The organism is Leptospira kemamanensis (genome assembly GCF_004769665.1).
In the GTDB taxonomy this organism is placed as follows: Bacteria; Spirochaetota; Leptospiria; order Leptospirales; family Leptospiraceae; genus Leptospira_A; species Leptospira_A kemamanensis.
In genome coordinates this window covers 13,798-38,800 of record NZ_RQGG01000029.1, presented here as the reverse complement: position 1 = coordinate 38,800, position 25,003 = coordinate 13,798, and the positions used below count along the sequence as shown (strand labels likewise).

The 25,003-nt window shown below is 39.3% G+C and carries 17 protein-coding genes and 3 pseudogenes; 9 read left to right on the top strand and 11 right to left on the bottom strand.

The features are described 5' to 3' along the window. Nucleotides 1-182 precede the first annotated feature (182 nt). The 3 genes from EHQ59_RS09655 to EHQ59_RS09645 all read right to left on the bottom strand — a co-directional run bounded on the left by EHQ59_RS09655 (nucleotide 183) and on the right by EHQ59_RS09645 (nucleotide 6,575). Nucleotides 183-2,222: a Kelch repeat-containing protein gene (locus EHQ59_RS09655; protein ID WP_167481395.1), complete on the bottom strand. Its 2,040-nt coding sequence runs from the start codon at nucleotides 2,220-2,222 to the stop codon at nucleotides 183-185. A gap of 187 nt (nucleotides 2,223-2,409) precedes the next feature. Beyond that, nucleotides 2,410-4,977 (bottom strand): SpoIIE family protein phosphatase, encoded by a 2,568-nt coding sequence (locus EHQ59_RS09650; RefSeq protein WP_135619453.1) that lies wholly within the window; start codon nucleotides 4,975-4,977, stop codon nucleotides 2,410-2,412. Next, nucleotides 4,974-6,575 (bottom strand): Ppx/GppA phosphatase family protein, encoded by a 1,602-nt coding sequence (locus EHQ59_RS09645; protein ID WP_135619452.1) that lies wholly within the window; start codon nucleotides 6,573-6,575, stop codon nucleotides 4,974-4,976. The genes EHQ59_RS09650 and EHQ59_RS09645 overlap by 4 nt, the downstream gene beginning before the upstream one ends. 143 nt (nucleotides 6,576-6,718) lie before the next feature. On the opposite strand from EHQ59_RS09645, the gene EHQ59_RS09640 reads away from it, so the two are divergent. The 3 genes from EHQ59_RS09640 (at nucleotide 6,719) to EHQ59_RS09635 (ending at nucleotide 8,992) form a co-directional block, all read left to right on the top strand. Continuing rightward, complete coding sequence (locus EHQ59_RS09640) at nucleotides 6,719-7,741, top strand: rod shape-determining protein (RefSeq protein ID WP_002972591.1); 1,023 nt, start codon at nucleotides 6,719-6,721, stop codon at nucleotides 7,739-7,741. Between the two features lie 454 nt (nucleotides 7,742-8,195). Next, nucleotides 8,196-8,387 carry a transposase zinc-binding domain-containing protein gene (locus EHQ59_RS17840; protein ID WP_244245475.1) on the top strand — a complete coding sequence of 64 codons (192 nt, stop codon included), beginning with the start codon at nucleotides 8,196-8,198 and terminating at the stop codon, nucleotides 8,385-8,387. Further along, a complete protein-coding gene (locus EHQ59_RS09635; protein ID WP_244245474.1) occupies nucleotides 8,357-8,992 on the top strand; it encodes a transposase in 636 nt (211 codons plus the stop codon). Before EHQ59_RS17840 ends, EHQ59_RS09635 begins: the two co-directional genes overlap by 31 nt. A 278-nt stretch (nucleotides 8,993-9,270) precedes the next feature. Here the strand turns inward: EHQ59_RS09635 and EHQ59_RS09630 are convergent, their stop codons facing one another. The 3 genes and pseudogenes from EHQ59_RS09630 to EHQ59_RS17790 form a co-directional block, all read right to left on the bottom strand. Then, a complete protein-coding gene (locus tag EHQ59_RS09630; RefSeq protein ID WP_135619451.1) occupies nucleotides 9,271-11,289 on the bottom strand; it encodes a delta-60 repeat domain-containing protein in 2,019 nt (672 codons plus the stop codon). A gap of 513 nt (nucleotides 11,290-11,802) precedes the next feature. Next, a pseudogene (locus EHQ59_RS09625) lies at nucleotides 11,803-13,133 on the bottom strand (DDE-type integrase/transposase/recombinase). A 603-nt stretch (nucleotides 13,134-13,736) separates the two neighbouring features. Next, entirely contained in the window at nucleotides 13,737-14,030 is a 294-nt protein-coding gene (locus EHQ59_RS17790) for a hypothetical protein (RefSeq protein WP_208652357.1), read from the bottom strand. A gap of 192 nt (nucleotides 14,031-14,222) precedes the next feature. Here EHQ59_RS17790 and EHQ59_RS09615 point away from each other — a divergent pair. After that, nucleotides 14,223-14,405 (top strand): annotated as a pseudogene (locus EHQ59_RS09615) (rod shape-determining protein); the annotation flags it as partial. Nucleotides 14,406-14,669: 264 nt separating this feature from the next. Here the strand turns inward: EHQ59_RS09615 and EHQ59_RS09610 are convergent. After that, nucleotides 14,670-15,161 (bottom strand): DUF6933 domain-containing protein, encoded by a 492-nt coding sequence (locus EHQ59_RS09610; RefSeq protein WP_135619450.1) that lies wholly within the window; start codon nucleotides 15,159-15,161, stop codon nucleotides 14,670-14,672. A 155-nt stretch (nucleotides 15,162-15,316) separates the two neighbouring features. On the opposite strand from EHQ59_RS09610, the gene EHQ59_RS09605 reads away from it, so the two are divergent. Continuing rightward, nucleotides 15,317-15,673, top strand: a complete 357-nt coding sequence (locus tag EHQ59_RS09605) for an Lcl C-terminal domain-containing protein (protein WP_135619449.1) — start codon at nucleotides 15,317-15,319, stop codon at nucleotides 15,671-15,673. A gap of 240 nt (nucleotides 15,674-15,913) precedes the next feature. Here EHQ59_RS09605 and EHQ59_RS09600 read toward each other — a convergent pair whose 3' ends face one another. Then, a complete protein-coding gene (locus tag EHQ59_RS09600) occupies nucleotides 15,914-16,600 on the bottom strand; it encodes an SH3 domain-containing protein (RefSeq protein WP_135619448.1) in 687 nt (228 codons plus the stop codon). 327 nt (nucleotides 16,601-16,927) lie between these two features. On the opposite strand from EHQ59_RS09600, the gene EHQ59_RS09595 reads away from it, so the two are divergent. Both EHQ59_RS09595 and EHQ59_RS09590 read left to right on the top strand, forming a co-directional pair. Next, a complete protein-coding gene (locus tag EHQ59_RS09595) occupies nucleotides 16,928-19,078 on the top strand; it encodes a PAS domain-containing hybrid sensor histidine kinase/response regulator (RefSeq protein ID WP_135619447.1) in 2,151 nt (716 codons plus the stop codon). A 128-nt stretch (nucleotides 19,079-19,206) separates the two neighbouring features. Beyond that, entirely contained in the window at nucleotides 19,207-20,088 is an 882-nt protein-coding gene (locus EHQ59_RS09590; protein WP_135619446.1) for a hypothetical protein, read from the top strand. Nucleotides 20,089-20,176: 88 nt separating this feature from the next. On the opposite strand, the gene EHQ59_RS09585 is transcribed toward EHQ59_RS09590, so the two are convergent. After that, nucleotides 20,177-21,295: a hypothetical protein gene (locus EHQ59_RS09585; protein WP_167481394.1), complete on the bottom strand. Its 1,119-nt coding sequence runs from the start codon at nucleotides 21,293-21,295 to the stop codon at nucleotides 20,177-20,179. Next, nucleotides 21,292-22,419, bottom strand: coding sequence for a hypothetical protein (locus EHQ59_RS09580; RefSeq protein WP_135619444.1), 1,128 nt, complete (start codon nucleotides 22,417-22,419; stop codon nucleotides 21,292-21,294). Before EHQ59_RS09580 ends, EHQ59_RS09585 begins: the two co-directional genes overlap by 4 nt. Nucleotides 22,420-22,934: 515 nt before the next feature. Here EHQ59_RS09580 and EHQ59_RS09575 point away from each other — a divergent pair. Further along, a complete protein-coding gene (locus EHQ59_RS09575) occupies nucleotides 22,935-23,702 on the top strand; it encodes a hypothetical protein (protein WP_135619443.1) in 768 nt (255 codons plus the stop codon). Nucleotides 23,703-24,002: 300 nt separating this feature from the next. Then, nucleotides 24,003-24,185, top strand: a pseudogene (locus EHQ59_RS09570) (response regulator); the annotation flags it as partial. A 108-nt stretch (nucleotides 24,186-24,293) separates the two neighbouring features. Here EHQ59_RS09570 and EHQ59_RS09565 read toward each other — a convergent pair. Beyond that, the gene (locus tag EHQ59_RS09565; protein ID WP_135619442.1) at nucleotides 24,294-24,977 is read right to left on the bottom strand and encodes a hypothetical protein; all 684 of its coding nucleotides are present in this window, start codon (nucleotides 24,975-24,977) and stop codon (nucleotides 24,294-24,296) included. Between the last annotated feature and the right edge of the window lie 26 nt (nucleotides 24,978-25,003).

The following is a 25,003-nucleotide window of genomic DNA, read 5'->3' as shown; positions in this document are numbered from 1 at the left end:
GGAAAAAAGAGATCACGAAAGAGATGTGAGATTAGATGAATTGCCTCGACTTGAAAAGATTGGAACCAATCAGCCAAGAGAAATCTAGATCCCTTATTTTATGATGATTGGATAAAAGAGATCGATAAAAAAAGCGGGACCTTTTTCGATCCCGCACTTTGGATAAAACGAATCCTCTTCGTTTAGTAAAATTCTTCGGCACTGTTTAAAGAATTCGAACCATTGTGCCCACCCACGACTATGATCCGATTTGGATCAGGAGCAATGGCAGAGTGACCATATCTAACTGAATTCATAGGATATTCTGGGATCCATTGCTCTAAGGTTGGATCATACTTTTCCACTTGCGACATAGAACCACTATTCCAACCTCCAATTGCATAAATTCGACCACGTAACTTTACGACATCGAATAAAGATCGTTGCGTATTCATGGGTTTATGAAGAGTCCAACTATCAGACGCTGGATTGTAAGACTCAACCGAAGCAGTATAATTGGAATCTCCAATTCTACCTCCAAATACATAGAGTTTATTTTCATGGAATGCACAGGCGGTTTCTGTGCGAGCACTCGTCATCGTACGTTTGTAAGTCCATTTATCTGTTGCGGGATCATATTCCTCAATGGAATTTAATATTGTACTACCATTATTTCCACCAACCGCGTACATCTTGCCATTGTTGACACAAAGGGAATGATAAGTCCTTGGAGTATCCATTGGAGTCCCAGGTGTAATCGAACCTGTTTCTGGATCATAAATCTCGACCTCTGCCTGAGCTGATCCATTTCGCATCCCACCAACTAGATATATTTTATTTCCAAGGATTGCAGCTTTGTGACCAAATTTAGCATTTGGTAAATTTCCTTGGTTTGACCAAGAGTTACTCACTAAATCAAGAGACTCGATTCCATTAATTGCATACCCATTGATATTCCCGCCAAATACATAATATTTATTATTGTAAACTGCCGAGGCAAAGTAGTAGCGAGAGAAATTCATCAGTACTTTCAGGTGCGTTGTTGTGTCGTTAGCGGGGTCGTAATATACAACGACGTTACTATAGCCACCAATTCCATAAAATCGATTGTTAGCATAACCACCAACTCCGCGATTTAAGAATGCTCCTTGTGGAAGAGAAGTTTTGGCAGTCCAAGAATTTGTATCAGGGGAAAATTCTTCTACCACAAGAGAATGTTCATTTTCATGTCCACCCATTACATATATTTTATCCCCCACTAGTGCTGTTACAACTAACGTTCTATTTGTAGGCATATTTGTCATCTGTCTGAAAGTAAGAGTCTCTGGGTCAAATTCAAATACATTATTGAAGTAACCATTTACGTTAGAATAACCTCCCAAGAAATAAAATTTATCATCAAACACTTGTATCGAGTAATGGAATCTGATTGGCGAATTCGTTAAAAGAAGATTCCATTGGTTGGATGATGCATCATAGACATCAACACTTCCATCTCGGAAAAGGTAAATTTTTCCGTTATATCCTACACTAGAATGAAAGCTCGAAGAGACTAACATTGGTGCGCCTGTTGTCCAAGTGTCAGTTACTGTATCATAAATAAACATTGAATTTCTGGCATTAGCAACATATCCATATTGAGGCGGAGGATCCACCCATTGAAAACAGTGCCATAATAATTGGTTTGCACAATATGGTGGTGGATCATATGTCATTTGATATACATATTCATACCCACCTAAAACGTAGATTTTATTGCCAATACGAGCAGATGTAGCACCATATCTAGCCGAAGGCATATTCTTCAATTTATTCCATTGTGCCGTTACAGTATTGTAAGAATAAACAGTATTATCACCTATCCCTGTACTCCCAAAAATATATATCTTATCTCCAATTGTCTGGGATGTAGAATGAGCAAAATTTCTAGGCAAATTACTGAGTGTCGCCCAAATGTTTTTCAGTGGTTCGGGTGGTGGGGTCAGTGGAGCGATCGAATTCGGATCTGTTCCACTGTTATTGTTAGGATTTTCAATCGGCGTACCGTTGTTAATCGTTTGAACTTCCCCAGGTTTGATAAGCCCTAATAAAGCGAGAGTTTGGGTGTCTTTTAATTCTTTTTCTAAGGCAGGGTTTCCCATGAATTCGGAAACAACACCGCACTGGATGAGACCAGTTGCCATGACGATGAGATACGCTAAATTGAGAATTGAAAATTTTCGTTTTTGATTGGTAACATCCATTCGCATTCCTTCCATTTTTTTTGCTTAGGGCAAGTAACACAAAAATGCCTTAAATTTGCAATATTATTGGATTGGCAGGGTGGTGGTTCAGAACGTTAAAAACGGTAAAACGACGTTTTCAGAACGTTTTTAACGGTTTTTGGAAAAAAAAATAAAAAAGAAGGGTATTAAAGTCGAATTTCTGGACCTAACTCGGATTCAGCTCCAAAACCTCTCTCAATTTCACCACTTGAGGGTGTTCGGGAGCCAAGGCCGCCAAACGGGTGAAAATCTTTTTGGCCCGTTCTTTATTGGCAATTAGGCGATAACATTCCACCAAATTAATTAGATTGCGGATGTGTTTTGGATCCCTTGCTCGCAGTCGTTCCCCAAGCTCAATCGCCTTTTTCATGTTCTTCGACTTCCGGTAGGCAAAACTGAGTTGCAATAATATCTCATTGTCCGTAACAAAATATGGGAAAATCGACTCAAGAGAATCTACAGCGACATCAAATTTTTTGAGTAATAAAGAAATTCGAGATTTTTCACGGATCAAATTGATCCTAATATCATCTAACAAGGTTTCATTGGACAAAATCGTTTCAATCGTTTGAAAGGCTTCTTCCGCTTTCCCCAGATCCAAAAGGGATTTGATTTTGGAATACAAAAAATCATCTGAATTGAGATGAGTCAGGTCGTCCGTGGAGACTCGTTTGAATGAACCTAGCCATTCTAACCTAAGAAGTGTTAAATCATCTGAAAACTTTCCCACCTCTAAAAGATTTTCTACGATTGAGTTTAAGTCACCTTTTGATTTTTTTACCACTTCTAAAAATTTGGTTTCATCTTCATTGATGAGGCGATTACCATCTAAACTCTCTTCGAGAACTAAATCATCTTTTCCATCCGATCCGATGAATAATACATCACCTGTTTCCAAAGGGAAAATTCGAATTCGTACATCTCCCTCCATCCCTTTGGTTCCGATTTTTCGTAGTTCCAGTTCCTCTTCGATAAAGGAGGCAACACCATCACGATATAAAACGGTCCACGGATGTTCGGCATTAAGATAATACAATACACCTGTATCTTCTTCCACGAGACCTAACACCACCGATACGAGCATGGATCCGTCAAAGGATTCAAATATCGTTTGCAGTTCATAAAAACATTCTTTGATCCAACGTTCGGGAGATTTGTTTTGGTTCTCCAAAATCATTTGTGTTCGTTTGATAAAGGATAAAAATACGACTCCAAGGACCAAGGCTCCACCAGCACCTTGGATGGACTTACCCATTGCATCTCCATTGATGAAAACTAAGTAAGATTTGCCGTTTAAAGTGATATGATCACTGATGATGATATCTCCACCGATTTCTCTTTTTTTCCCTCGAAACTCAAATTCTTTCTTTTGTTTTACATAGGCTTGTAAAAGGACTAAAGTAGATTGGATTTTTGTTTGGCTAAGCGGATCTAGTAACAGAGAGGTTAAAAAATAATCACCATCTTGTTGGACTTTTAGCTCTTGGACTTTCGTTAATGTGTTTTGTAATTCGTTTGTCCTTTCCTCCACTTTTCTTTCCAAACTCAAATTCAGTGATTCAACTTGCCTATGAACACGTAAAAAACGATTGGCTAATACTACAGCAATTCCCAAAACAAATACAACATAACCATAACGAAGTAAGTTGAGATTTTGGATGGGTAACATTCCCGAAGCACCCATTACATCCCAAGTTCCTGTTCCTAACAAAAACAAAACACCCATTAGGAGGCGTTTTGCATCTTTATTTTTTTTACGTACGGCTGAGATGATGAGATATAATAAAATCACACCAAATACTAAAACCGATATCTGCCATATCCGAAGTAGAATTACAGAGGCAGCACGATTTACAAAAATTTGAGTGAATGCCAACAAAACACTCACAGATAAATAGATTTTAGAAACGATACTAATTCTTCCACGAAAGAAAATATCCGTAAACAAAAGTAACCAACTAGGTGTCAAAAAAACGACGAAGTATTCTATTTTTGTTTGTGTAAATGGTTCTAATCCTAGATGGTATACGGCTTGAGAGCGAAATACCATATATATTGCCAAAAAAACCGAGAAGAGCGCATAATATAGATTATATGTTTCTTGCCTACGTTTCCAATAAAAAAGGCCGTGATAAATTCCAACAAAAAAATACAAAAACAACAACATGTAAGTCAAATATTCATCTTCAATTTCCAAATGCTGTGACGCCAAATCAATGTTTGCTGGATAATCATTAAAAAGATCATAAACATTTAATTCCTCACCTTCTTCGGCGGCGATAAGAATCCTAATTTGGTTTTGACCTAAATTTAACCCATTTCGTTTCAATCGTACAAGGATATGTCGTCGATACCCACTTGTCTCAATAGAATCCTCTTTGATACTTCCACTTGAAATCACGAGGTTTTGGTTGATATAAATGGCAAAGTAATTCGATATATAAGGTACATGAAGACTAAACGCATCATCTTCCACCTTTTCAAAGTCAGATGGTGACAATAAAAAGGTTTTTGCCATTGTCACTTTGCGAAGTTTTCCTTTTTCCCAATCAAATTGTTTGAGAATCGGCGATAATGGAAGTGATTCCAAAGTTTTCCATTGTTTAGGATCTGGATTTTCTTTGGTTACAAATCCTTTTGTCACATACCAATTTTTTGTGAGATCAATCGGTAAAGCATCGATCGAAAAAGAAAGGAATAAGAAACAAATGACTATGGAAACAATTCGATTCATAGGGAATGTAAGTGAAAGTCTAATTTGATTCCGAATGTATCTTCGAACAAATCCTTTTTTTCCGATACAGACCAAATTTCTAAATTAGGATCCGCTCCTTTTTGAATGTACAACCGGCAGTTCACTTTTCCTTTTTCAAAGACTGCATCGAGTCGTTCAATGATGGATTTTTCAGAACGATCCAACCCATCTCCAATGCGAAGAAAAGAGGCAAGTTTACGAACCAAAAGTTGGTCTTCTGGCCTAAGGACTTTAAACTCTTCGTGTTTTCCTTTGGGTCCACCTTTTCTATGGTAACGAGCAAGGAGTGCAATGATTTCAATTTCCGCATTGGAAAACCCAACCATAGCTTCTGAGTTTCGAATGATGTAATAACTATGTTTGTGGTAATTGTGGTGAGAAAGACAAAGTCCTACTTGATGGAGGTAACAAGCAGTTTCTAAATAATCACGTTCTAAATTTCCAAGTCCATGTAAACTTTTTAGGTCATCAAACATCTGCAAGGTGAGTTTTGCGACCGTTTCGGCATGTTCTTTCCCTTGCGGGTAAAGATTGGCAACGGTTTTAATTGCTTTTTCACGAATGTTATCTAGTCTCGGAAGAGAGGTATCGGTATGTCTGTACCAGGACTCAATCGTATCATACACGATCCCTTCCCGAAGGGCAAAGTCACTTACGGTAAAGGAAGGAGCTTTGATCCGTTGTAACACTTCGTCCAAAACCAAAATCCCTCCCACGATGATATCTCCACGTTTGGCATCAAGTCCTGGGATTTTTAATCTTTTTTTGATGCTTTCGGCATCTAATACTTGTTTGCGGATCTCTTTAAAGGCATCGATGGGAATCTCAGTTCCATTTAACCGTTCTCGTTTTTCCCCTTTTTTTTCTAAGACCATGGAAGTCACAGAAGTGATGGTTCCCGAACTTCCTACGACCAGAAAGGGTTTCCAAGTTTCGATTTGAGGTAAAAAAGCAGATAAAACAGATTCAATGTGAATCCTACATTTTTGTAAGTCCGTGGCTGAAATTGGATCTTTTTTTAAGTATTTTTCTGTTAAGCGAATGGCACCTAACTTCATACTGGTGGAAAAAAGAATTTCTCCTTTTTCCCCGATGAGTAGTTCCGTGCTCCCTCCCCCAATGTCAATGAGAAGGATCCGTTTTTCATATACCGGAAGACCCTGTAAAATCCCTAAATAAATGAGACGTGCTTCTTCGTTTCCCGAAATCACTTGGATTTGGATGCCCGTTTCCTTCTCAGCCCTGTCGAGAAAGGTCAATCGGTTCTCGGCTTCCCGAAGCGCACTGGTGGCAACCGCACGGATTTCTGCTTGGTAACTATCAGCGAGTGTTTTGAAACGTTTCAAACAAGCAATGCCGCGATCCATTGCTTCGTTTGTGATGACCGCATAATCACTGCTACCACTTCCTAAGCGAACCGATTCCTTTTCTTTGGTCAGGTATTCAAGTGTACCGTCCGGTCTTAGTTTTACGACGACAATGTGGAAGGAATTGGTGCCCAAATCAATGGCAGCAAGGATCTTTTCCGTGCGAAATGCCTGGTTTGGTTTTCGTAAGATTTGTGAGAAAGGTAGCATTTTGTATCTAACTAGCCTATCGAAAATTTTTACGGTTGAAAGCAAAAACCAGCCGAAAATTATGGGGAACGGGTAGAATTGTAAAGTTTTGGTGTTAACCCACCGTAAATTCCCCCTTTCGTACTTCTTTCACAGGATCTGATATGATATTTGATAATCTTTATGGACTTTTCTCGAACGATATGGGAATCGATTTGGGAACCGCGAACACCCTCGTGCATGTGAAAGGACAAGGGATCGTCCTATCAGAACCGTCGGTCGTGGCAGTCCAAGCCTCAACTGGCCGAGTCCTCGCTGTAGGACAAGAAGCAAAACGGATGCTAGGAAGAACTCCTGGTGATATCGTTGCCATCCGACCCATGAAAGACGGGGTGATCGCCGACTTCGAAACAGTGGAAAAGATGATTCGTTACTTCATCGCAAAAGTCCACAACCGCACTACATTTGTAAAACCACGCATCGTCATCGGGGTTCCTTCGGGAATTACCGAAGTGGAACGACGTGCCGTTCGTGAGTCCGCTGAACAAGCCGGAGCCCGCGAAATCTTCCTCATCGAAGAAGCACTTGCTGCTGCCATCGGTGCCAACATCCCGATCCATGAACCAGCAGGGAACATGATTGTGGATATCGGAGGGGGAACCACAGAAATCGCCGTGATCTCACTTGGTGGTATGGTAATCGCTGAGTCCATCCGAACTGGTGGTGACGAATTTGATGAAGCCATTGTGAAATACCTCCGTAACCAATACAACCTAGTGGTGGGAGAAAGAACTGCCGAGGACATCAAACTCACGATTGGTAACGCATTCGCCGACAAACGTGTCGACACGATGGAAGTGAAAGGTCGTGACGCGATCTCTGGTCTCCCACGCACCCTCGAACTCGATTCCAACGAAATCCGCAAAGCCCTCAAAGAACCAACAGACGAAATCCTAGACGGGATCAAATCGGTTCTTGAGCGCACTCCTCCAGAACTTGCAGCCGACATCGTGGAACGAGGGATCGTTCTCACAGGTGGTGGTTGCCTCCTTCGTGGTCTCGAACACTACCTCACGAAAGAAACAGGAGTTCCGGTCTTCCGTGCCGAAAACCCACTGACTTGTGTGGTTCTTGGAACAGGTCGTTACTTGGACGAATTGAAATACATTAAGCCTGGGATAAGATAGGGGCGTAGTTCGCATTTCGCCTTTCGATACGGCCTTCGGCCTACTCGAGGCTCCGCCTTTTAGGTCGCCATCGTTTCAGATGGTCGTTTCGGTCGCCTAAGTAGCGAAGCGTATCGAAACGACAGAAACGACGAGTATTCAAACCATTCAATATAAAATACAAAAGGAACCAATCGATGGTTCCCTTTTTTTTTTGGGGCGCACATTTCCGGCTCTCCCTCGACGAGGGCGCTCGGTCGATCCGGGTCGCGGAGGGATTGAGACGTAAAATAAAAAAAGATCACTTCTCCAATATTCCTAACCTTTCTCTAAGGAGAGTTTTTTCTCTACTTGGAGATTCAAAATATTCATTTCTTCCAAAGAAGCCAAGCAAGCCTATACACCTGCCCACACCCGCGAGTCCGAGTATAAAAATATTTGGAAGAATCATTATGAGACATTTATTACAAGTTATGTGGACAAATTCGAATCTAAATTCGGAAAAATTCCAATCTGGAAGCTTCGAGAGGTGGAAAAACTTCTTACCTGTGGTAAATTCAATAGAGGTTTTGTATGGAACGAATGCAAAGATTGTAAAATTGTTTTAGCCGTTCCTTTTTCGTGTAAGAGTCGGCTATGTTTGTCTTGTTATCGAAAAACGCTCTAAGGACTGTTTGCAAATACTTACTTCGAAAGAAATATATAAATAAAGACGAATATACTTTTTTCACGAAAAGTTATCCAAAAGGTTTCCATGTTTACTTTGAAAAAATTAACGTTCGAGAATCTGATTCCATATATCGTATCGCCCAATACATTGCCTTTGGACTTTTTCATAATAGCCAAATTCAAAAAGTAGATCAAAATAAACAAACGTTAACATTCCGTTACAAAAGCAATGTCGAATCCATCACCAAAGAAAAGTTGTATCAAAGTTTAACGATGCCGATTGATGAATTTCTTGCCCGTATGCTTTTTTTTCTTCCCAACAAACATGAGAAGTCTGTTCGCTATTATGGAATTTATGTAAGACCTGCAAAGAGGTTAAAGTTAGAATCTCAGGCCAAGAAATCTACTTGGTCAGAAGCCATTAAATCATCGTTTGATGTTAGAGATCCGCTAGCTTGTCCCATTTGTAAAAACGCAATGGAATCGAAGATGATCTACTCTTATCACGCATCTAACAAAGAGAAGGAGCTGAAGAAAAATTACACATTGATAGATGGATACTTTTACCAAAAGCCATCGCGAGACCCACCAAAAGCTTTATAGCGGAATCTAGTTTTCCGATCTCTTCACTCTATTGTTTCCACTGTCAAAAAAATGCCAATTCTAATGATGAGGCCTCATTATGTCTCATCTAAAATTATGTCTCATTTTTGCGAAATTTTCGCAAAAATATAGTCGTCTTTAAGCCGACTGGATTCCCATAATGAGCAATCTGTCACGAATATGGAATAACCATTCTTGAGTCGGGGGGACTGGATCTTGGCAAAACTCTTACCAAGTTCCTATGTGGTGAAAATAATTCGAAAGTCTCGGAAGTCTCGTTATTCTATTAAACTTCCAGTTTCTTGATCCACCACTGCAAAAAAGGGCCTCATTCGATCATTCACCTTTATGAAACTACCACCGATCAGTGCATAGTTTTCATGGACGAGAATTCGGTTAGCGTTTCCGAATTGTAATTTTGGATTCCAGGAACTGAGATCCCCCGTGCCTTTTTCAATCTTTGCCAAGGAGATTCTTGGTTGGCCCGCGATCGTTGTAAAAAAGCCTGTTATAAAGTAATGAGTAGGGCTTGCGCTGGAAAAAAAAGTTCCATTGTCTGCCGTATAATTTAGATTTGTATTGGTTCCAGAAATCGCATCGATCTCAACTTTTCCAGTTCTTGGTGTCCCATTAAAATTGCTAAAATCACCTGCTACAAACAAAAGGCCATCACTGATAGAAAAATGATACATCGATGTGGAATCATTTGTGGGATTGAAAGTAGTATCAAGTGTGCCATCTAATCCGAATTTTGCGATACGATTCCTTGGTACGACTCCGAAGTTTGAAAAATCCCCAGAAGCATAAAGAGAATCATTGTAGATCGCTAAGGTTCGAACCGATCCATCTCCTTGTGGGTTCCAAGGAAGGACTGTGCCCGAAATCAAATCAATACTCGCCAAATTTCCATAACTAGTCAGATTGACAGTTGTAAATGTACCTCCCAAATATAGGATCGAGTTGTGTGCAACTGCAGAGTTTACAGAATTGGATGAAAATATATAATCAAAATTAGTTGGTATTCCCGTAATTGGATCTGTTTGAGCAAGAGATTCTCGAAAGTAAGCACCTCCGCCTAAGCTTGAGAAAGATCCGTAGATATAAATATAGTTTGCATCCGACGTGAGTCCTATCGGAGCCGTATCCGTATTCGGATCCCAAGGGGTGGCCTTTCCTGTTTTTAGATCCAAGGCTCCCGCATAATTTCGTTTTACACCGCCGATTGAAATAAAGTTTCCACCTAGGATGAGCCGATTCTCAATCTTATGAATTGTGTAGATGGGATTGATTGCAATGGGATTGAAGTCATCGAGAGCAACTCCAGTTGCCGCATCGATCACTCCAAAAAACTCTCGGTTTTTAGTTCCAATTTCGTTAAAAAATCCGCCTACAAATACCTTTCCATTCGTGGCAAAAATAGAATTTGTAGTATTGTTAACGTTTGGATTCCAAGAAGTGGGTGTAGTTACACCTAAATCAAAACATCCGACATTGGATCGGGGAATCCCACTCAATGTAGAAAAATTACCAGCTACATAAAGTTTGTTTCCATCCTTCGCAATGGAATTGATCCAGCCGCCACCGCTCACGGAAGGAGCCCATGTTGTGAGCGTGAGTCCCGATAGGGAAAGCTCAGCAAAGCCAGCGCGCGGTTGGCCATCTATTTGTGTAAAGATCCCACCTAAGTACAGGGAAGTTTCGTCCTTGTAGATAGTATAGATAGCAGTAGCATCCGTATTTCTAGTAATTGGATCGACGACCGCAGTATTTGTATCTAAAACTCCAAATCCAATGCGAGCTTGTCCACTGAGTGTGGAAAAATCACCGCCTACATAGAGTGAGGTGCCAGAGTTTTCCAAGGCCCAAACCGTTCCACTGGTCGTTCCTGGCACCCAGCTTGTGTCCACGGCACCTGTAATGGCATTGAGTTTGGCGAGTGCAGATCTTGTTGTCCCACCAATGGATGCAAAGATACCACCGACAAAGATACTATCTCCCAATTTTGTGATAGCTCTTACATTACCATCAGGATTTGGTCTAAAATTCAGATCTACTCTACATTCAGAATTGACATGGGCCAAATTTTCAATGGTTTGACCTTGGATTACATCAAAGATTCCTCCCACGTAAAAACCGCCATTTCCATCTGGTAGGCTTGCGTAGATTGTACCATTGGATTCGATATAAGGGCAAAATCTTTTAGGCACTATTGAGTTTGTTTCTAAATCAAAAAGGGCCACAGTTCCTGTGTTAGGCCCCAAATAGGAAAAATTGCCTGTCATATAAATTCTATCCATAGCAATATGAATTGAATTTATATCACCATTGGGGATCCAAAAATCTACTGGATCCGTGTTCGGGCTAAATACAGAAATTCCGCAATGGGGAGTTACATCGCCCAAGATATATTTTAGAGTTAGAATTTGGAAAAAATCCTTGGACTTGGGATCACAGCTATTATTCAGCTGCGGAAGTTTGCAATGAATACAGAATATAAGAATAAGTATAATTTTTGTTAACTTAATCACAAAAAAAGCATCCAAAAAATAGGTCTATTTTGTCAAGTGTTCGTTTGCAATAATGCCTGAGAGTTTGTCGCAACATCCTAAACAAGGTCTTTTTTGGTTGCAAGGTATATGGTTCCATTTCATATTCCCTGTAAGCAAAAAATATATAAAATATAGTCGTCTTTAAGCCGACTGGATCGACTTGATTCAAAAAAATAGCATCCAAATAAGGAATTGTTTCTTCAAAACCTTGGTATTCAAAGATAACAGTGATTATCCTATCTTTCGAATTTTAGTTCAAGTTTATTTTCTTTGATCCCAAATTAATTTCGCTGCTCTTCTAAGTTCTTCAAATTTCTGTCTTTCTAAAAAAGGATTTGGATTTTTCGTGTTATGGTTTCTTTCTTTTGGATTCATTGTGTGAATTACCATTTTCTTTCTACGAATCTTCACGATCTCATTAGGAGCACGGAGTGGGGCAGCTAGGTGAATCAATTTATCTTGGCATTCATTGATTCTTCTTTTGATTTCTGCTGGGTTTAGATTTTCGTAGATGATTTTTTCTTTTTGTTTCGTCTTCTTATCTACTTCCTTTGATTCCATCAGTCTTTGATAAGGAGTTTTGGGATAATCATATTTCCTAATTGCTTTTGCCCCTTTTCGATGTTTTTCGAGCAATATCATAATGGTTGGAAGTAATTAACATACAAATTGAGATTACTGTATAGTTCCCTCAATATTTCAGCATGTTCAGGCTTATCATATCGTAAGTAACCTGTATTCCTTCTTACAATTGTATAATTTTTTTGTTCAATGTGAGGGTTATCATTTTTCTTATAAGCTCTTCCTCGGGTGAATTCAAGTTGATACTTTTCTTTAAAAGCAACAATTGTTTCATTGATAAACTCGGCTCCATTGTCTGAATGAAATCCTTTTAACGGAAAAGGAAAAGACGACTTCATTTTCATAAATGCTTTTAGCATTTGGAATTGTGTTTTATCTCGAACAAGTGTGCAAGTTGTCCAACCTGTCGAAACATCAGTCGCATTTAATGTGTATAGAAACCCGCCATAGGTATTGCCACCATTATGAGCAACCAAATCTACCTGAACAAAACCTGGAACCGTATGATCCCATTCAGCAAATGTTTTAATTGGTATCTGATCGATTAAATAGTATTTCCCATGTCTTGTGGTTGAGGAACCTTTTCTGCCTAGTTTCCGTTTTGCATCCTTCAAAAGCCTATCAATACTTGAGGCACTGATTTTTGTGAGTTTCTCTTTGACAGTAAGTGGAAATTCAATCTCTTTAAAGAATTCTAGTTTAGAAATGATCTCTGGAAGAAAAGGAGCCAATCTTTTCCCGCAAATGTAATCCATGATGACCCAAATCTTCTCAAGAGCCTTTTTGACATCCTCACCATAGACGGTAGTTCGTCCAGATCGCTTCGCAGTCTTTGGTCTCTGTGGATTTGTAGCATATCGCCTGAGGACTCTTGTGGCATACGTCCTGTTAAATCCAGACAGATAAACCAGCTCATCTACAAGATATGATTTTTGTTTTTTCGAGCTAAGGCTGTACTTCCTCGAGAGTATCTTAATCATTGCATGTCTTTCGTCCAAAGTAAGCTCCATTTTGAACCTCCCTTTGAGTGTTTGAATGGTCATCACTCATGAAGAGGTAGACTTTACTTCGAATACATTTACTTTTGAAGCATTATTCTGATTTGAGATACTATCTATTTTGAGGCAATATGTGGATTCCCATAATGAGCAATCTGTGACGAATATGGAATAACCATTCTTGAGTCGGGGGGACTGGTTCTTGGCAAAACTCTTACCAAGTTCCTATGTGGTAGATGAAGCTCGCTACTTACCTGCGAAAACAGATTTCTTTGACTTTACTTTCCGAGTAATGAACTTCGTCTTAGTCTGAACTGCAAGTTTCTTTGCATACTTTGCGGCTTCATTCAAAGCCTTCTCCACAATTACTGAATCATTTAGATTATTTTTTTCTTTTTTCATTCTGTACATCACTTGATTCAATTAAAATTGGGGGTGTAACACTATTATCAAACACCTGCCAAGTTGTGACAATCTTTTTGTATGCGTCCAAATTCTCTAATCCACGATTAAACCTTCTTCGAATTACTTTTTCTGGAATGTTATGACCGCCCTGTTTCACGCGTTGCTTTACTCGATTGATTGCAAAATCTTGGCTTGGCAGACTCAGGAAAACTAGCCTAACATCATATCCACAGGCTTTCCAGATTCTGATTCGTCGTAGATAATTTTTTGAAGATAAAGAGTTTCGAATGCAAAGTTTATTTTCTGTCCTACAAGCTGATCCATTTGTGTCAGTAGAAATCGACCTGCTTCCACTGCTGCAGTTTCAGGTTTTAGCGGAGCAAGTCCAGCAGCAATTGTATCAGCATTCAGATAGTGGGAGATTTCAGGCATAGAGCCCAAAAAAAATCGAGCAAAAGTTGTTTTTCCAGCTCCATTTGGTCCTGCAACAATCACAATTTTCATTTAGCAATCATTACCCATCAGATTTTACGGATCGGCAAGAATAAAAATCCCTACCCCCGCACCAGGGATTGCAGTGGAAATACTTTTCGCACTAGCGAAAAGATTGGAGCGGAAAGCCCGGTCGCGTATAAGTAAAGAGCACCCTAATCGAAAAAATGCGAGGTGCCCATTGCCTTCGCTGACAAACGTGTGGACACGGTAGAACGAGGAATCGTTCTCACAGGTGGTGGTTGCCTCCTTCGTGGTCTCGAACACTACCTCACCAAAGAAACAGGAGTTCCAGTATTCCGCGCGGAAAACCCACTCACTTGTGTGGTTCTTGGAACAGGTCGTTACTTGGATGAGTTGAAATACATTAAGCCGGGGATCAGGTAGTTCGCCTTTCGCTTTTCGATACGGCCTTCGGCCTACTCAAGGCTCGGGCTCGGTATTGTTGGTCGGATGTCGTTTCGGTCGTTGAATCTACACTTTATTTCCATCGTTTCGGTCGCCTAAGTAGCGAAGCGTATCGAAACGACGAGGCAACCATATGAGTTATATACCGGAAGGAATTAAACAAATATAAATACTTCCTACTTCTATGAAATCACAAACTAAGTTACCATCGATAGAAGGATATTAAATTTTGTGACTTCCCACTTATTTATATTTCTCCATTCTAGTTTTGGGATCATCCATGCCGAGAAAGGAGAAAGGTGTTCGATTCACAAATTTGCTCATCCCAAATGGAGAAGTATTCTCTGAACTAGGATCATCATTGATGATAAACTTTGACATTTGGATCATATCCTGCATTGAACCTATAATCCTTCGATTCACTGTTGAAGTAATCTTAATTTCTTGAGCCTGTGGTACCACTAACTTGCTAAAGGCGGCAGAAAAGGATTCATCCTCCAATTGTCTTTTGAATTCTTGAATGATTCTGTCTAAAAATTCACCTTCCGATCTGATCCCTGCACCGCGAAAGAACACAGAAAATAATGTTTCTGCATGAGTGACTAAATAATATTTCAACCTGCCGGCTGTAAAGGTATGTACATACCATTCTTTCTCTAGATTGTTTTCTGGGATTGGCTGTAAATTTTTTAATTTAAAGTTATCTTGTACTTTCTTTGTCAGACGGAGTATCATAGTATCAAGGTTTCAATTCTATCTAACGAAAGAGAAAGTTTATTTTTTTTTGCTCCTAGAAAAACTCATAAGAAATTGATGATCATTCAAATTATCCTTTACTCCATTCTTCCTTTTGCTTAAATCTGAAACCTAAATTGGAGGCTTTCCTTCTTATGCCAAATCATCTCAAATCGACGATCATCGTTTCCCTTTTACTCCTTTGCCAATGTGCAACAAATGAGACAAAACTGGAAAAAGAAGAATTAACTTCCATCGCAGGTCAAAAATGGAGTGCAAAGAGTCCATTAAAAACACACGAAGAAGCAATTGCTTACTGTGCCAATCTTTCTTTGCGACTCCCTACTGCTTCTGAACTTTTGGCAGTGTATACCTCTCAAAAATATTTTCCTGGTGATGGATATGAAAATTCTAGTTACTGGAGTTCTGAAAAGGGCATATTCGTTCACGCAGGAAATCAATTGGCTCATCCAGATCCAGAAAGAAGAGCTTGGGTTCGCTGTGTCGAGTGAAGGAAGTCAGTCGAAGTATTGTTTGAAATGAATCACCCTATTTTGGGTGATTGATCTTTCTACTGATTCAAACTTTCACCCCGCACCAGCGATAGTAGCGGAAATCCTTTCCATACACTGAATTATTTTCATCTGCTAAAAGACTTGAAAGATTGGAACGAATAGCGCGGTCGCTCGTACTGAAACCGTTTGGTTCCACGAAACATTTGCGAGGTGCCAATAGCATAACACACGTTTGTCCTATAAACCACATTCCCCGATAAAATGATAGGTATTGCCTTTATCTTTTTTATATTTACTTGGATACACAACTCCGTCTCTGTCAGGTGGGCAAGTTTTGATGACAACATTCTCTTGAAAGGTAATTTGACAAGAAACCAAACTCTTTGGATCTGATAGTTCGCTCCTGGTTCGAATCCATAACTGATCCTCCCTGATTTCCCAAGAAGTAAAAAATGGATCAGGAACATACATACCTTCTATATAAATTTTTCGGTTATGTTTGAAGTGATAGTTCTGTGCCCCACACCAGCCAAATAACACTGGTTCTGTTATCAAAAACTGTGCGATCTTCTCGTTCACGCACCGATCCTGAAACCACGCTTTACCAGTTTGTTGCAAACACTGGTCTGTTTTCTCAAGTAAAACTGGATCCTCACTCAAGTAACCACCAAATAACCATCCCTTCTTTTCATGCACTTCTGCTTCTATCCAATTGGCGGTGATATTGTCAATGGTAGCTTGCGGACCTTCTGCCTGCAGTACCTTCACATGAGTGCCATTGGGTAAGAGCTCAAGCACTGTGGCATCAAGTTTGGGTTCCGTGTGAAACCGTAACCCACTTTCAGCAGTTACGACCATGGCCTTGCCACGGGAACAAGCTAGAGTAAAAACGAAGATCGATGTCATGAAAATAATTTTTTTCATAAGAACTTGGTTCACCTTGTGTCAGTATAGTAGTTTGATCGCTGGAAATCATACAAATTAAATCTCATACTAGTCAAGGAAAACGTTTGGACTAAAAGATACGGATCGATAAACCAAGATCAATGTTTACTCGAACATTCTGTTCCCATGTTTGGAATTCTATTCTGAAGGTAACGCCTGCCTTGTCTCAAAATTCTGGGGAGTATCCTAAGTTTACTTTATATTTTTGCGTTTGATCCAGACCAAAGATATTTATTGATTGATCATTCGATACTTTTATGCTCTCTTATTCTAATCTGTTTTTTCAACTCTGTTCTGGAAAAATCCATGGATCAAAAAAAACGAGAGTCGAAATCGACTTCCCAAAACAATCAATTTCCAATTTTTGATTTTCAAAATATATTTCGATCCCTACCAGAACTCTATATGTTGTTGGATTTAGATTTTAATATTATTGATATCAGCGACGCCTATGCAAAGGCTACTTTGATTGAAAGAGAAAACGTAGTTGGACATAATCTTTTTGAAGTTTTCCCAGACAATCCAGATGATGTATCGGCGGATGGAGTCAAACAACTTCGATCATCCCTTACGCAGGTGCTTAACTATAAACGCACAAGCACAATGGCATTACAAAAATATGATATCACGAAGCCGGATGGAAGTGGTTTCGAAGTCAGATATTGGAGTCCAAGAAATTCACCAGTTTTCGATTCCAATGGTGATTTAGTATGTATTGTACATACAGCTGAAGATGTTACGGATTTTGTATATTTAAAAGAACAAAAAGTACATCAATCGGAACTAACGGATGAAATGACTGAGCGCATTTCCAAAATGGAATCAGAAGTGATCACCCGTGCGAAAGAAGTGATCGAAAAGAATGAAGCATTACTCAATAGCGAACAAAATTTATCCATCACACTTAGTTCTATCGGCGATGCTGTTCTTGCTACAGATGAACATGGAATCATCAATCGATTAAATCCAGTTGCCGAATCCCTTACCGGTTGGACAGAAAGAGAAGCGATTGGTAAAAACGTAAGCGATGTTTTACAATTAGTGTATGTATCGTCTGGATTACCTAAAAGTATTCCTATTTTCGAAGTCATCTCTAATGGAACGGTCAAAGCAAGTAGCCAAGATGGAATTTTAATCCACCGCTATGGAAGGAAAATCAATATTTCTGATACATGTTCTCCCATTCGAAACAAAAACGGTGAAATTATTGGATCAATATTAGTATTTCGCGATATCTCGGAAGAATTTGCAGCAAAAACTTTTTTAGAAAAGGCAAAAGAAAATGCTGAAATGGCAAACAAAGCAAAGGATGCTTTTCTCGCTACGATGAGCCATGAAATCCGTACACCTTTAAGTGGGCTTATCGGTATGTTAGAGTTACTATATCAAACAACTCTTAGTGATGACCAAAAAAGGTTAGTGAACAATGCTTTGGTTTCAGGCAATAGTTTACTTCGTATCCTGAGCGATATACTCGATCTTTCCAAAATAGAAGAGGGAAAATTGGAGTTATCCCTCCAACCAACCTCGATTAGTCAACTTCTTTCAGAAGTAGTGACAACCTATTTACAAATCGCAAGTTCCAAAGGTTTGAATTTGAGATATGAAGTGGATGAAAAAATTGCAAGTGCGCATATTATGGATCCCTTACGTTTGTCTCAGATTATCAATAATTTCGTTAGCAATGGAATTAAATTTACTCAGAAAGGAAGTATCAAAGTTTCAGCAAACTTAATTAAAAATATTGATTCATTACAACAAATCCAGTTTTCGGTCACCGATACGGGTATTGGACTCAGTGAGAGTGATCAATCAAAATTATTTCAGTCTTATACACAGGCAACTGCTGACACCGCTAGATTGTATGGTGGAACTGGGCTTGGACTTTCTATCTGTATGAGATTGTCAGAACTGATGGATGGGAACATAACAATCGATAGTTCACCAGGTGTTGGATCTACGTTTAGCATTACCCTGTCGCTTCCCACTGCTAAAATGGATATCAAAAGCCAGAATTCGAAGGAGAAGGTCCTAGCCACAATTGAACCAATTCATTTTAGCGAAACTTATACACCTCGTATTTTAGCTGTTGATGACAATTCAGTGAACTTAGAAATCATTATACGCCAATTAAAAGTTTTTGGTTTACAAGTGGATGGAGCGGATGATGGAGAAAAAGCTTTGCAGTTGTGGTTAACACATAAATACGATCTCATCATCACCGATTGCCATATGCCCATAAAAGATGGTTATATGTTGACTCAAGAGATCAGAAATATAGAAAAATCTAATTTTGAAAAACGAATACCGATCATCGGTTACACTGCCAATGCATTGGTAGAAGAACGGGATTACTGTTTGTCCATTGGAATGGATGAACTTTTGATCAAACCTGCTCGGTTGGCCAACTTAAGAGAAACTCTTGTGAAATGGTTACCGAATCAAGTTTCAACATAACAATCAACTTAGAAATAAATATCACAACGATTTCGAGACTCACCTAATTGTTTTTAAAGCTTGCATACTAGGAAATATCTTTCCTTAATGAAGGAATGATTTCCAATTACGAATCTTTCAGGAACCCAATGTCTCAGAAATTTTTTATATTTTTTGCCATTTTTGTTCTCAATATTTCAATGCTCTATGCAAACGATACTGTGCAGTACACTCCAGAGCAAGCTTACTGGAAATCGTTCCAATCCAAGCCATTGGCCGCTGGAAACACTGGACATGACCCAGATAGCGTAAAATGGATTACAAAAGCCCAATGGGAAGCTTCTAAATGGGATGGAAAAACCATCTATGATCCAACTAAGATGACTAAGGCGCAGTTTTTTGCTGCAATCTGTCCAAGTGCAGATCGTGTACGCGGAATCAGAGAAGTTTTCTATAGGCACAATCCGTTTCAGGATAATCAAAATCCAACGAAAGCGGAAGTCGATGAATGGCATAGAATTGCAATCAATCATGTCAGAGCCTTGGTTGGATATTCAAGCCCAGACAGACAAGTGCAAAAAGACCAGTGTATGTTCAAACGAGCTCTTTGGGGAGACGAGAGAAAATTCACAACCAAGTGGGATCAAAAATATCCGGGTAAACTTGGTTCTGCTTTTGGTCCTTGCCAAGGTTCCAAAAATGCACACTGCGGAGCAAGTTTTATCCCTGATGCAGAAGACCAAGCACCTTACTTCAGTGATGCGAACTTAGTCTGCAAAGCACAAGCCGGTGCAGAAGGTGTGTTTAGTGCAGCAAAATCAAACATTCCTTGGTCACTCAAATGGTCTCGCGCATTTTGTAACACACTTGCCGCAGAAGGATTTTGGGGAGGTCACACCGGTCCTTTTTTTCATCGGGAAAAATTTGGATTTAGTTTTTGGGACAATAATATCAGTAACAATAACAGCACCGCAGTCTTAAGAGCGAAATGGACTGGAAAACTGATGCCAAGCTTGTATCCAAAACCGTAAGGATTCGGTGCTTAACATCTCCCCAAGGGTCCAACTCCCTTGCGGAGATACCATCAACTCTTTCCATTCAAAGGAAACAATCGATCCTTCAAATAATTCCATCTTGACTCAGTTGCCGAAATAACTCCTGCGTTGCGATTTGAATAATTTCTTGGTCCAATAACTCTTTTTGCATCGTGGCATAACTGATACTTTGTTTCCAAAGGATGTTTCCAGAGATCAAATCCTGACACGTTGCTTCATATTTGATTTTGGAAACCTCTTCCTTTCCATCTAAATTCCTTTCAAAAATAAATTTCTCGATCAGGATACTGCGATCGATCTTTTTTTTCCCTGAGTAGGATCTATCAATATCAAATAAATGAAACCCTTTAGCAATCAAAGCTGATTCCATCATAGATTGAAATAAGGGTTCAAATTCTTTTCCTTTTTCAGTGCTCTTGATTTGAAGAGAATAATTTGGTGATTCATGTATATAAAATCTTTCTAATAATTTAGGATCGCGACTCAAATCATAGGTAAGATCTCGATGGAAGGCTTCGTGAGCGCGCCACATAATACTGTATGTATTCGCAGTCCCAGAGTGGTCTATATAATCCGAAAATAAGAGGATCAAGGGAGAGAATATATACAGAGAAGTTCCCACATATTGACGATGGTTTAGCTTGTATGTATATTCCTTAATTTTTTCCTTTTGATCCAAATCGACTAATTCGAAAGTAATTTGTCCATATGTATAAGTTTGATAAGGAATCATACCTAACGAAAATGCACTATATAGTCTACTAGATTTATCAACTTCAATTTTGATTGGGAGAGCTTTGATCTCCACCATGATATTTGCATTTGGATTGTTTATAAACAATTCATTTATTTTAAATTTGGCTAAAATTTCCTCTGAATAATAATTTTCAATGTAATTATCAATAAACTGTTTATGAAGCGATGGAAGTTTATACTCATTGGTCTTATCATCTTTTATTTTTTCTACAAATTCTACCGGAATTGATTTTGGAATATTAGACCGGTTTAGTTTGAGTTTAATGGGTAGGTGTCTCCTGAATAAGGATATTTCCTTTCCGTCATGGATTTGATTTGGTGGGATCTTCTCAGTATAGTGCATGAAACAGTTGTCGAATCCCAAGACAAAAATAGATATAGATATTATTTTTATATGTTTCTCCACTTGAAACATCCGATGCTTCATAATTCACCACTGGTTTGCAATTGGTAGATCATTTCACGAGCTGACATACCAATATGCCAATCCAAGGAATTGGATTCGAAACTCACATATTTAGAAGGTTTTGACCATACGATTTGGCCAGATTCTATATCCACACAACGAATAGAAAATAAGATTTCTGTATAATTTGAAGTTTTTGGTTCTTTGATCACCAAATCCTCGATCATGATGACTCGATTGGCATTTGTAAGTTTACCAAAGGCAAGTCGATTCGAATCAGTTAAACCTGAATTTGAGAACTTAATTTCTTCAAGAAGTATATCTTGTTTTTTTCTTTCTACCAAAGCGATGCCTGATTTTAAAAACTGTGATTCCAATTCAGAATGAAGTTGGTCTTCATAGGAATTGATCGAATTTGTTTTATTTCTAAAAGGCAAAAGTGCATAAATTTTATTCAAATCGGCAGTAAATCTCTTTAACAAAGTTTTATCTTGATCTAATTCTATCATCAAATCATTTTCGAATTGTTTGAAGGCAACTCGCATAACGGCAAAAGTTCTTTCGTTTGTTGAACGATCAAATCGTTCGCTAAACAACGGAAGAAAAGATCCTAAAATGATTGTACTAGTGCCCAAAAATTCGCGATGATGAATGGAATATTTAAATGTACGAATGCTTTTATTCTGAGAAGAGTCAAAGAGTTCAAATTGGATGCTTCCATGAGTACGACTGACGGCAGGAATGATTCCCAATGTTCCAACCGCAGCGATCAAACTAACTACAGCAATTTTAACTTCTTCTAAGGAAGAAACGACTCGTATCTTCATTGTTGCTGAAGGGTTGTGAGTAAAATACTTACTGTTTCGAAATTTTGCGACGATCTCTTCCGAAAAGTAACTGTCGATTCTATCATGAGAAACGACTATATTCTGTCCTTTGCGTTTGAGATAATCTCTAACAAATGCCTTATCACTAGTATCAAATTCAACCCTGACAGGTAAGGTTCCTTGAAAGAATGGCTCCTTTCCAAAGATCATCCCTTTTGCCCCATAAGCATCACCTTGGATGTTGGCATGATGCAGGTGACAACTAAATGCATTGGTAACAATTAGCAGTAGGAGAAATCGTTTTGGAATCGGAATCATATCATTGCCTCGTGATCAACTCAGTGAATTGGTATTGCAGGAGAAAAGCGAATTCGAGATCACCAATCCCTCGAAAGGGAGTGATTTAAAAAATGGAAATTCTTTTCTTTAGGGCAAGTAATTGCTAAAATTTACACACGGCAATCGATTTTCATTCAATGTCCCTGCACCAGGGATAGCAGTGGAAATCCTTTGCGAACGCAAAGATTGGAACGGAAAGCCCAGTCGCTTGCACGAAAGAATTTCTAACTTCCGAACCATTGCGAGGTGCCCTCACCCCTCTCCTCCGTACTCAAGGAACAACACTTCCCCTTCTGCCCGTGCCTTCTTCTAATCCCTGAACCTCTCTCGTTTCACCTCCAAAATTTCCTGACAAGTGTTGAGTATTTTTACGAAACTACGGAGCTTTTTGTGTCATTTACTCATTTTTTAGAAATAATTATGCCATAAAAATAAATATTTGACATACTTTAACCAAATTTGTACTTCTGGGCTACTTGAAAAAGGAGAGAAAGATGAAAATTACAATCAACCTAATTTTTGCCATGCTGTTTGCGACCAGCATGAGCGCACAGACTTATACCGTGTTCATTCACGGGAAGTCCAGTAAAAATCACGACGGGGTAGGAACCACCGATGTGAACAGTTATTGGGGAACGAATGCGAATGTGGTTTCGGGATCCAAAATCTTCATTGGTTACGATGGAAGCTCTGATCCAAGAACCTACGGATCTGCGAGAGCCCAAACCAATATCACAACTGGCCTAATGAATTATTGCAAGGGATCCAATACTTGTAAGATCGTTTGTCATTCCGCTGGATGTTATGCCATCGAATATTGGTTAGCAAGCCTCGGTGATACAACGACTGCAAAAGGTTTCAATATTACAAAAGTAACGGCTCTTGCTGCTGCTTCTGGTGGTTCTGAACTCGCAAACTTAATTGGTGGGGGCGGAAACGCAATGGATCAGTCACTTCGAGTAACAACGGCTCGTGGTGCGTTCAATCACAACGTAACAGCATCGGTTCTCATCAATCATGTTCCAGGTTACAAAACTCGATTTGGTTCTTCCTTCATCCTTCCAGGTGCGGATGACTATGCAGTTGCGTTTCACTCTGCTTGTGGATACAATCGTGCTGGTGGTTTAGATAAGTGCCAAAGCTCAGTGGTGAGTGGAAATACAACATACACACAGTATTCTGGTCACGTCCGCGCTCCGTCCTTAACAGCCGCTGGACTCAACAAAAATCATAGTGAGATTATGAACGAAGGAAACAGGTAACCTTCGTTAACTGAATTAAAAAGAAGTCTGGCAAAACATTTGTCAGGCTTCACTGATTGGGGGCGCACATTTCCGGCTTTTCGCTCCAATCTTTGCATTCGCAAAGGATTTCCGCTGCAATCCGGGGCGCAGAGGACAAAGATCTACTTTCCTAGAATCATTATAAATGGACCAAAACAAGGAACCATCCGAACATGCAAAACCATCCCCTCAAAGTATTGCTTGTGGAAGATGAGGCGATTCTTTCTCTCACCGAAAAAAAAGTTTAGAACAATACGGATATTCCGTAACTTGTGCATCGAGGGGACAGAAGCTGCAAAAATCATTCTGGAAAAAACAGACATTCCACTCATCTTTTTATCCTCCCATACAGAGAAAGAAATCGTAACAAAGACAGAAGGAATTACTTCCTATGGATATGTTGTTAAAAGTTCGACGATTACCGTTTTAGATGCATCGATTAAAATGGCTCTAAAACTTTTTATGGAGATCATACGTTACAAAGATCATGAATGTAAAACCGATTCCCTCAGTTTACATTCATGATCTTATCTTTGCGATCACAAGGTAATGTTTGTAACCGAAGGAACTCTACGGTTCACTTGCCATGATTTCTTGGATCACTTTCTTCAAGTTTTCTGGGATTTGTGATTTCAGATTTGGTACATGTTTGGCTGGGTTTGACATTTCAACGAGAACATTGGCATTCTTTTGGCAAGTGCCACCACAACTTCCTGATTCAGTCACTGTTGCCAAAGTATAACCAAACCGACTTCCCATGTATTTTCCCATTCGATCTCCATTGATTTCTCGGAAGCGAATCATAACTTTTGTCTCTTGTGTCCAAGATTTTTCAAAACTTCCATCGATCGTATAAGTCGTCGCTGGAATAAATTCGATTCCGATTTTTGATTTTGTGGAAGCAAAGTCATACATATAAACTGTTTGTCCCAAGATTTCATCTTTCGTTGTTTTTGGTTCTACCACTTTTGAACCTGGGAATTCTTTTTGTAGGGATTGTTTCAATGTTTCCAAGAGGGCATCATACTCAGCGATACTTTTGGAAGCTTTCGCCATATGAGTACCTTGGACTAATGCAGGAGTTGATTCCACTTTATTGAGGAAAACAGCAATTGATTCTTTTTTCTCAACAGTTGTGCGAACCGGATACAAACTAGAAGCACATCCAATCGTGCTGGCAAGAGCAAAAACGATGAGAACGCTAAGCAGATTTCTTTTTTGGGAGAGATGGTTTTGGGGAAGATTTTTGTTCATAGATTCATTTCCTTTCCTTGGTATCC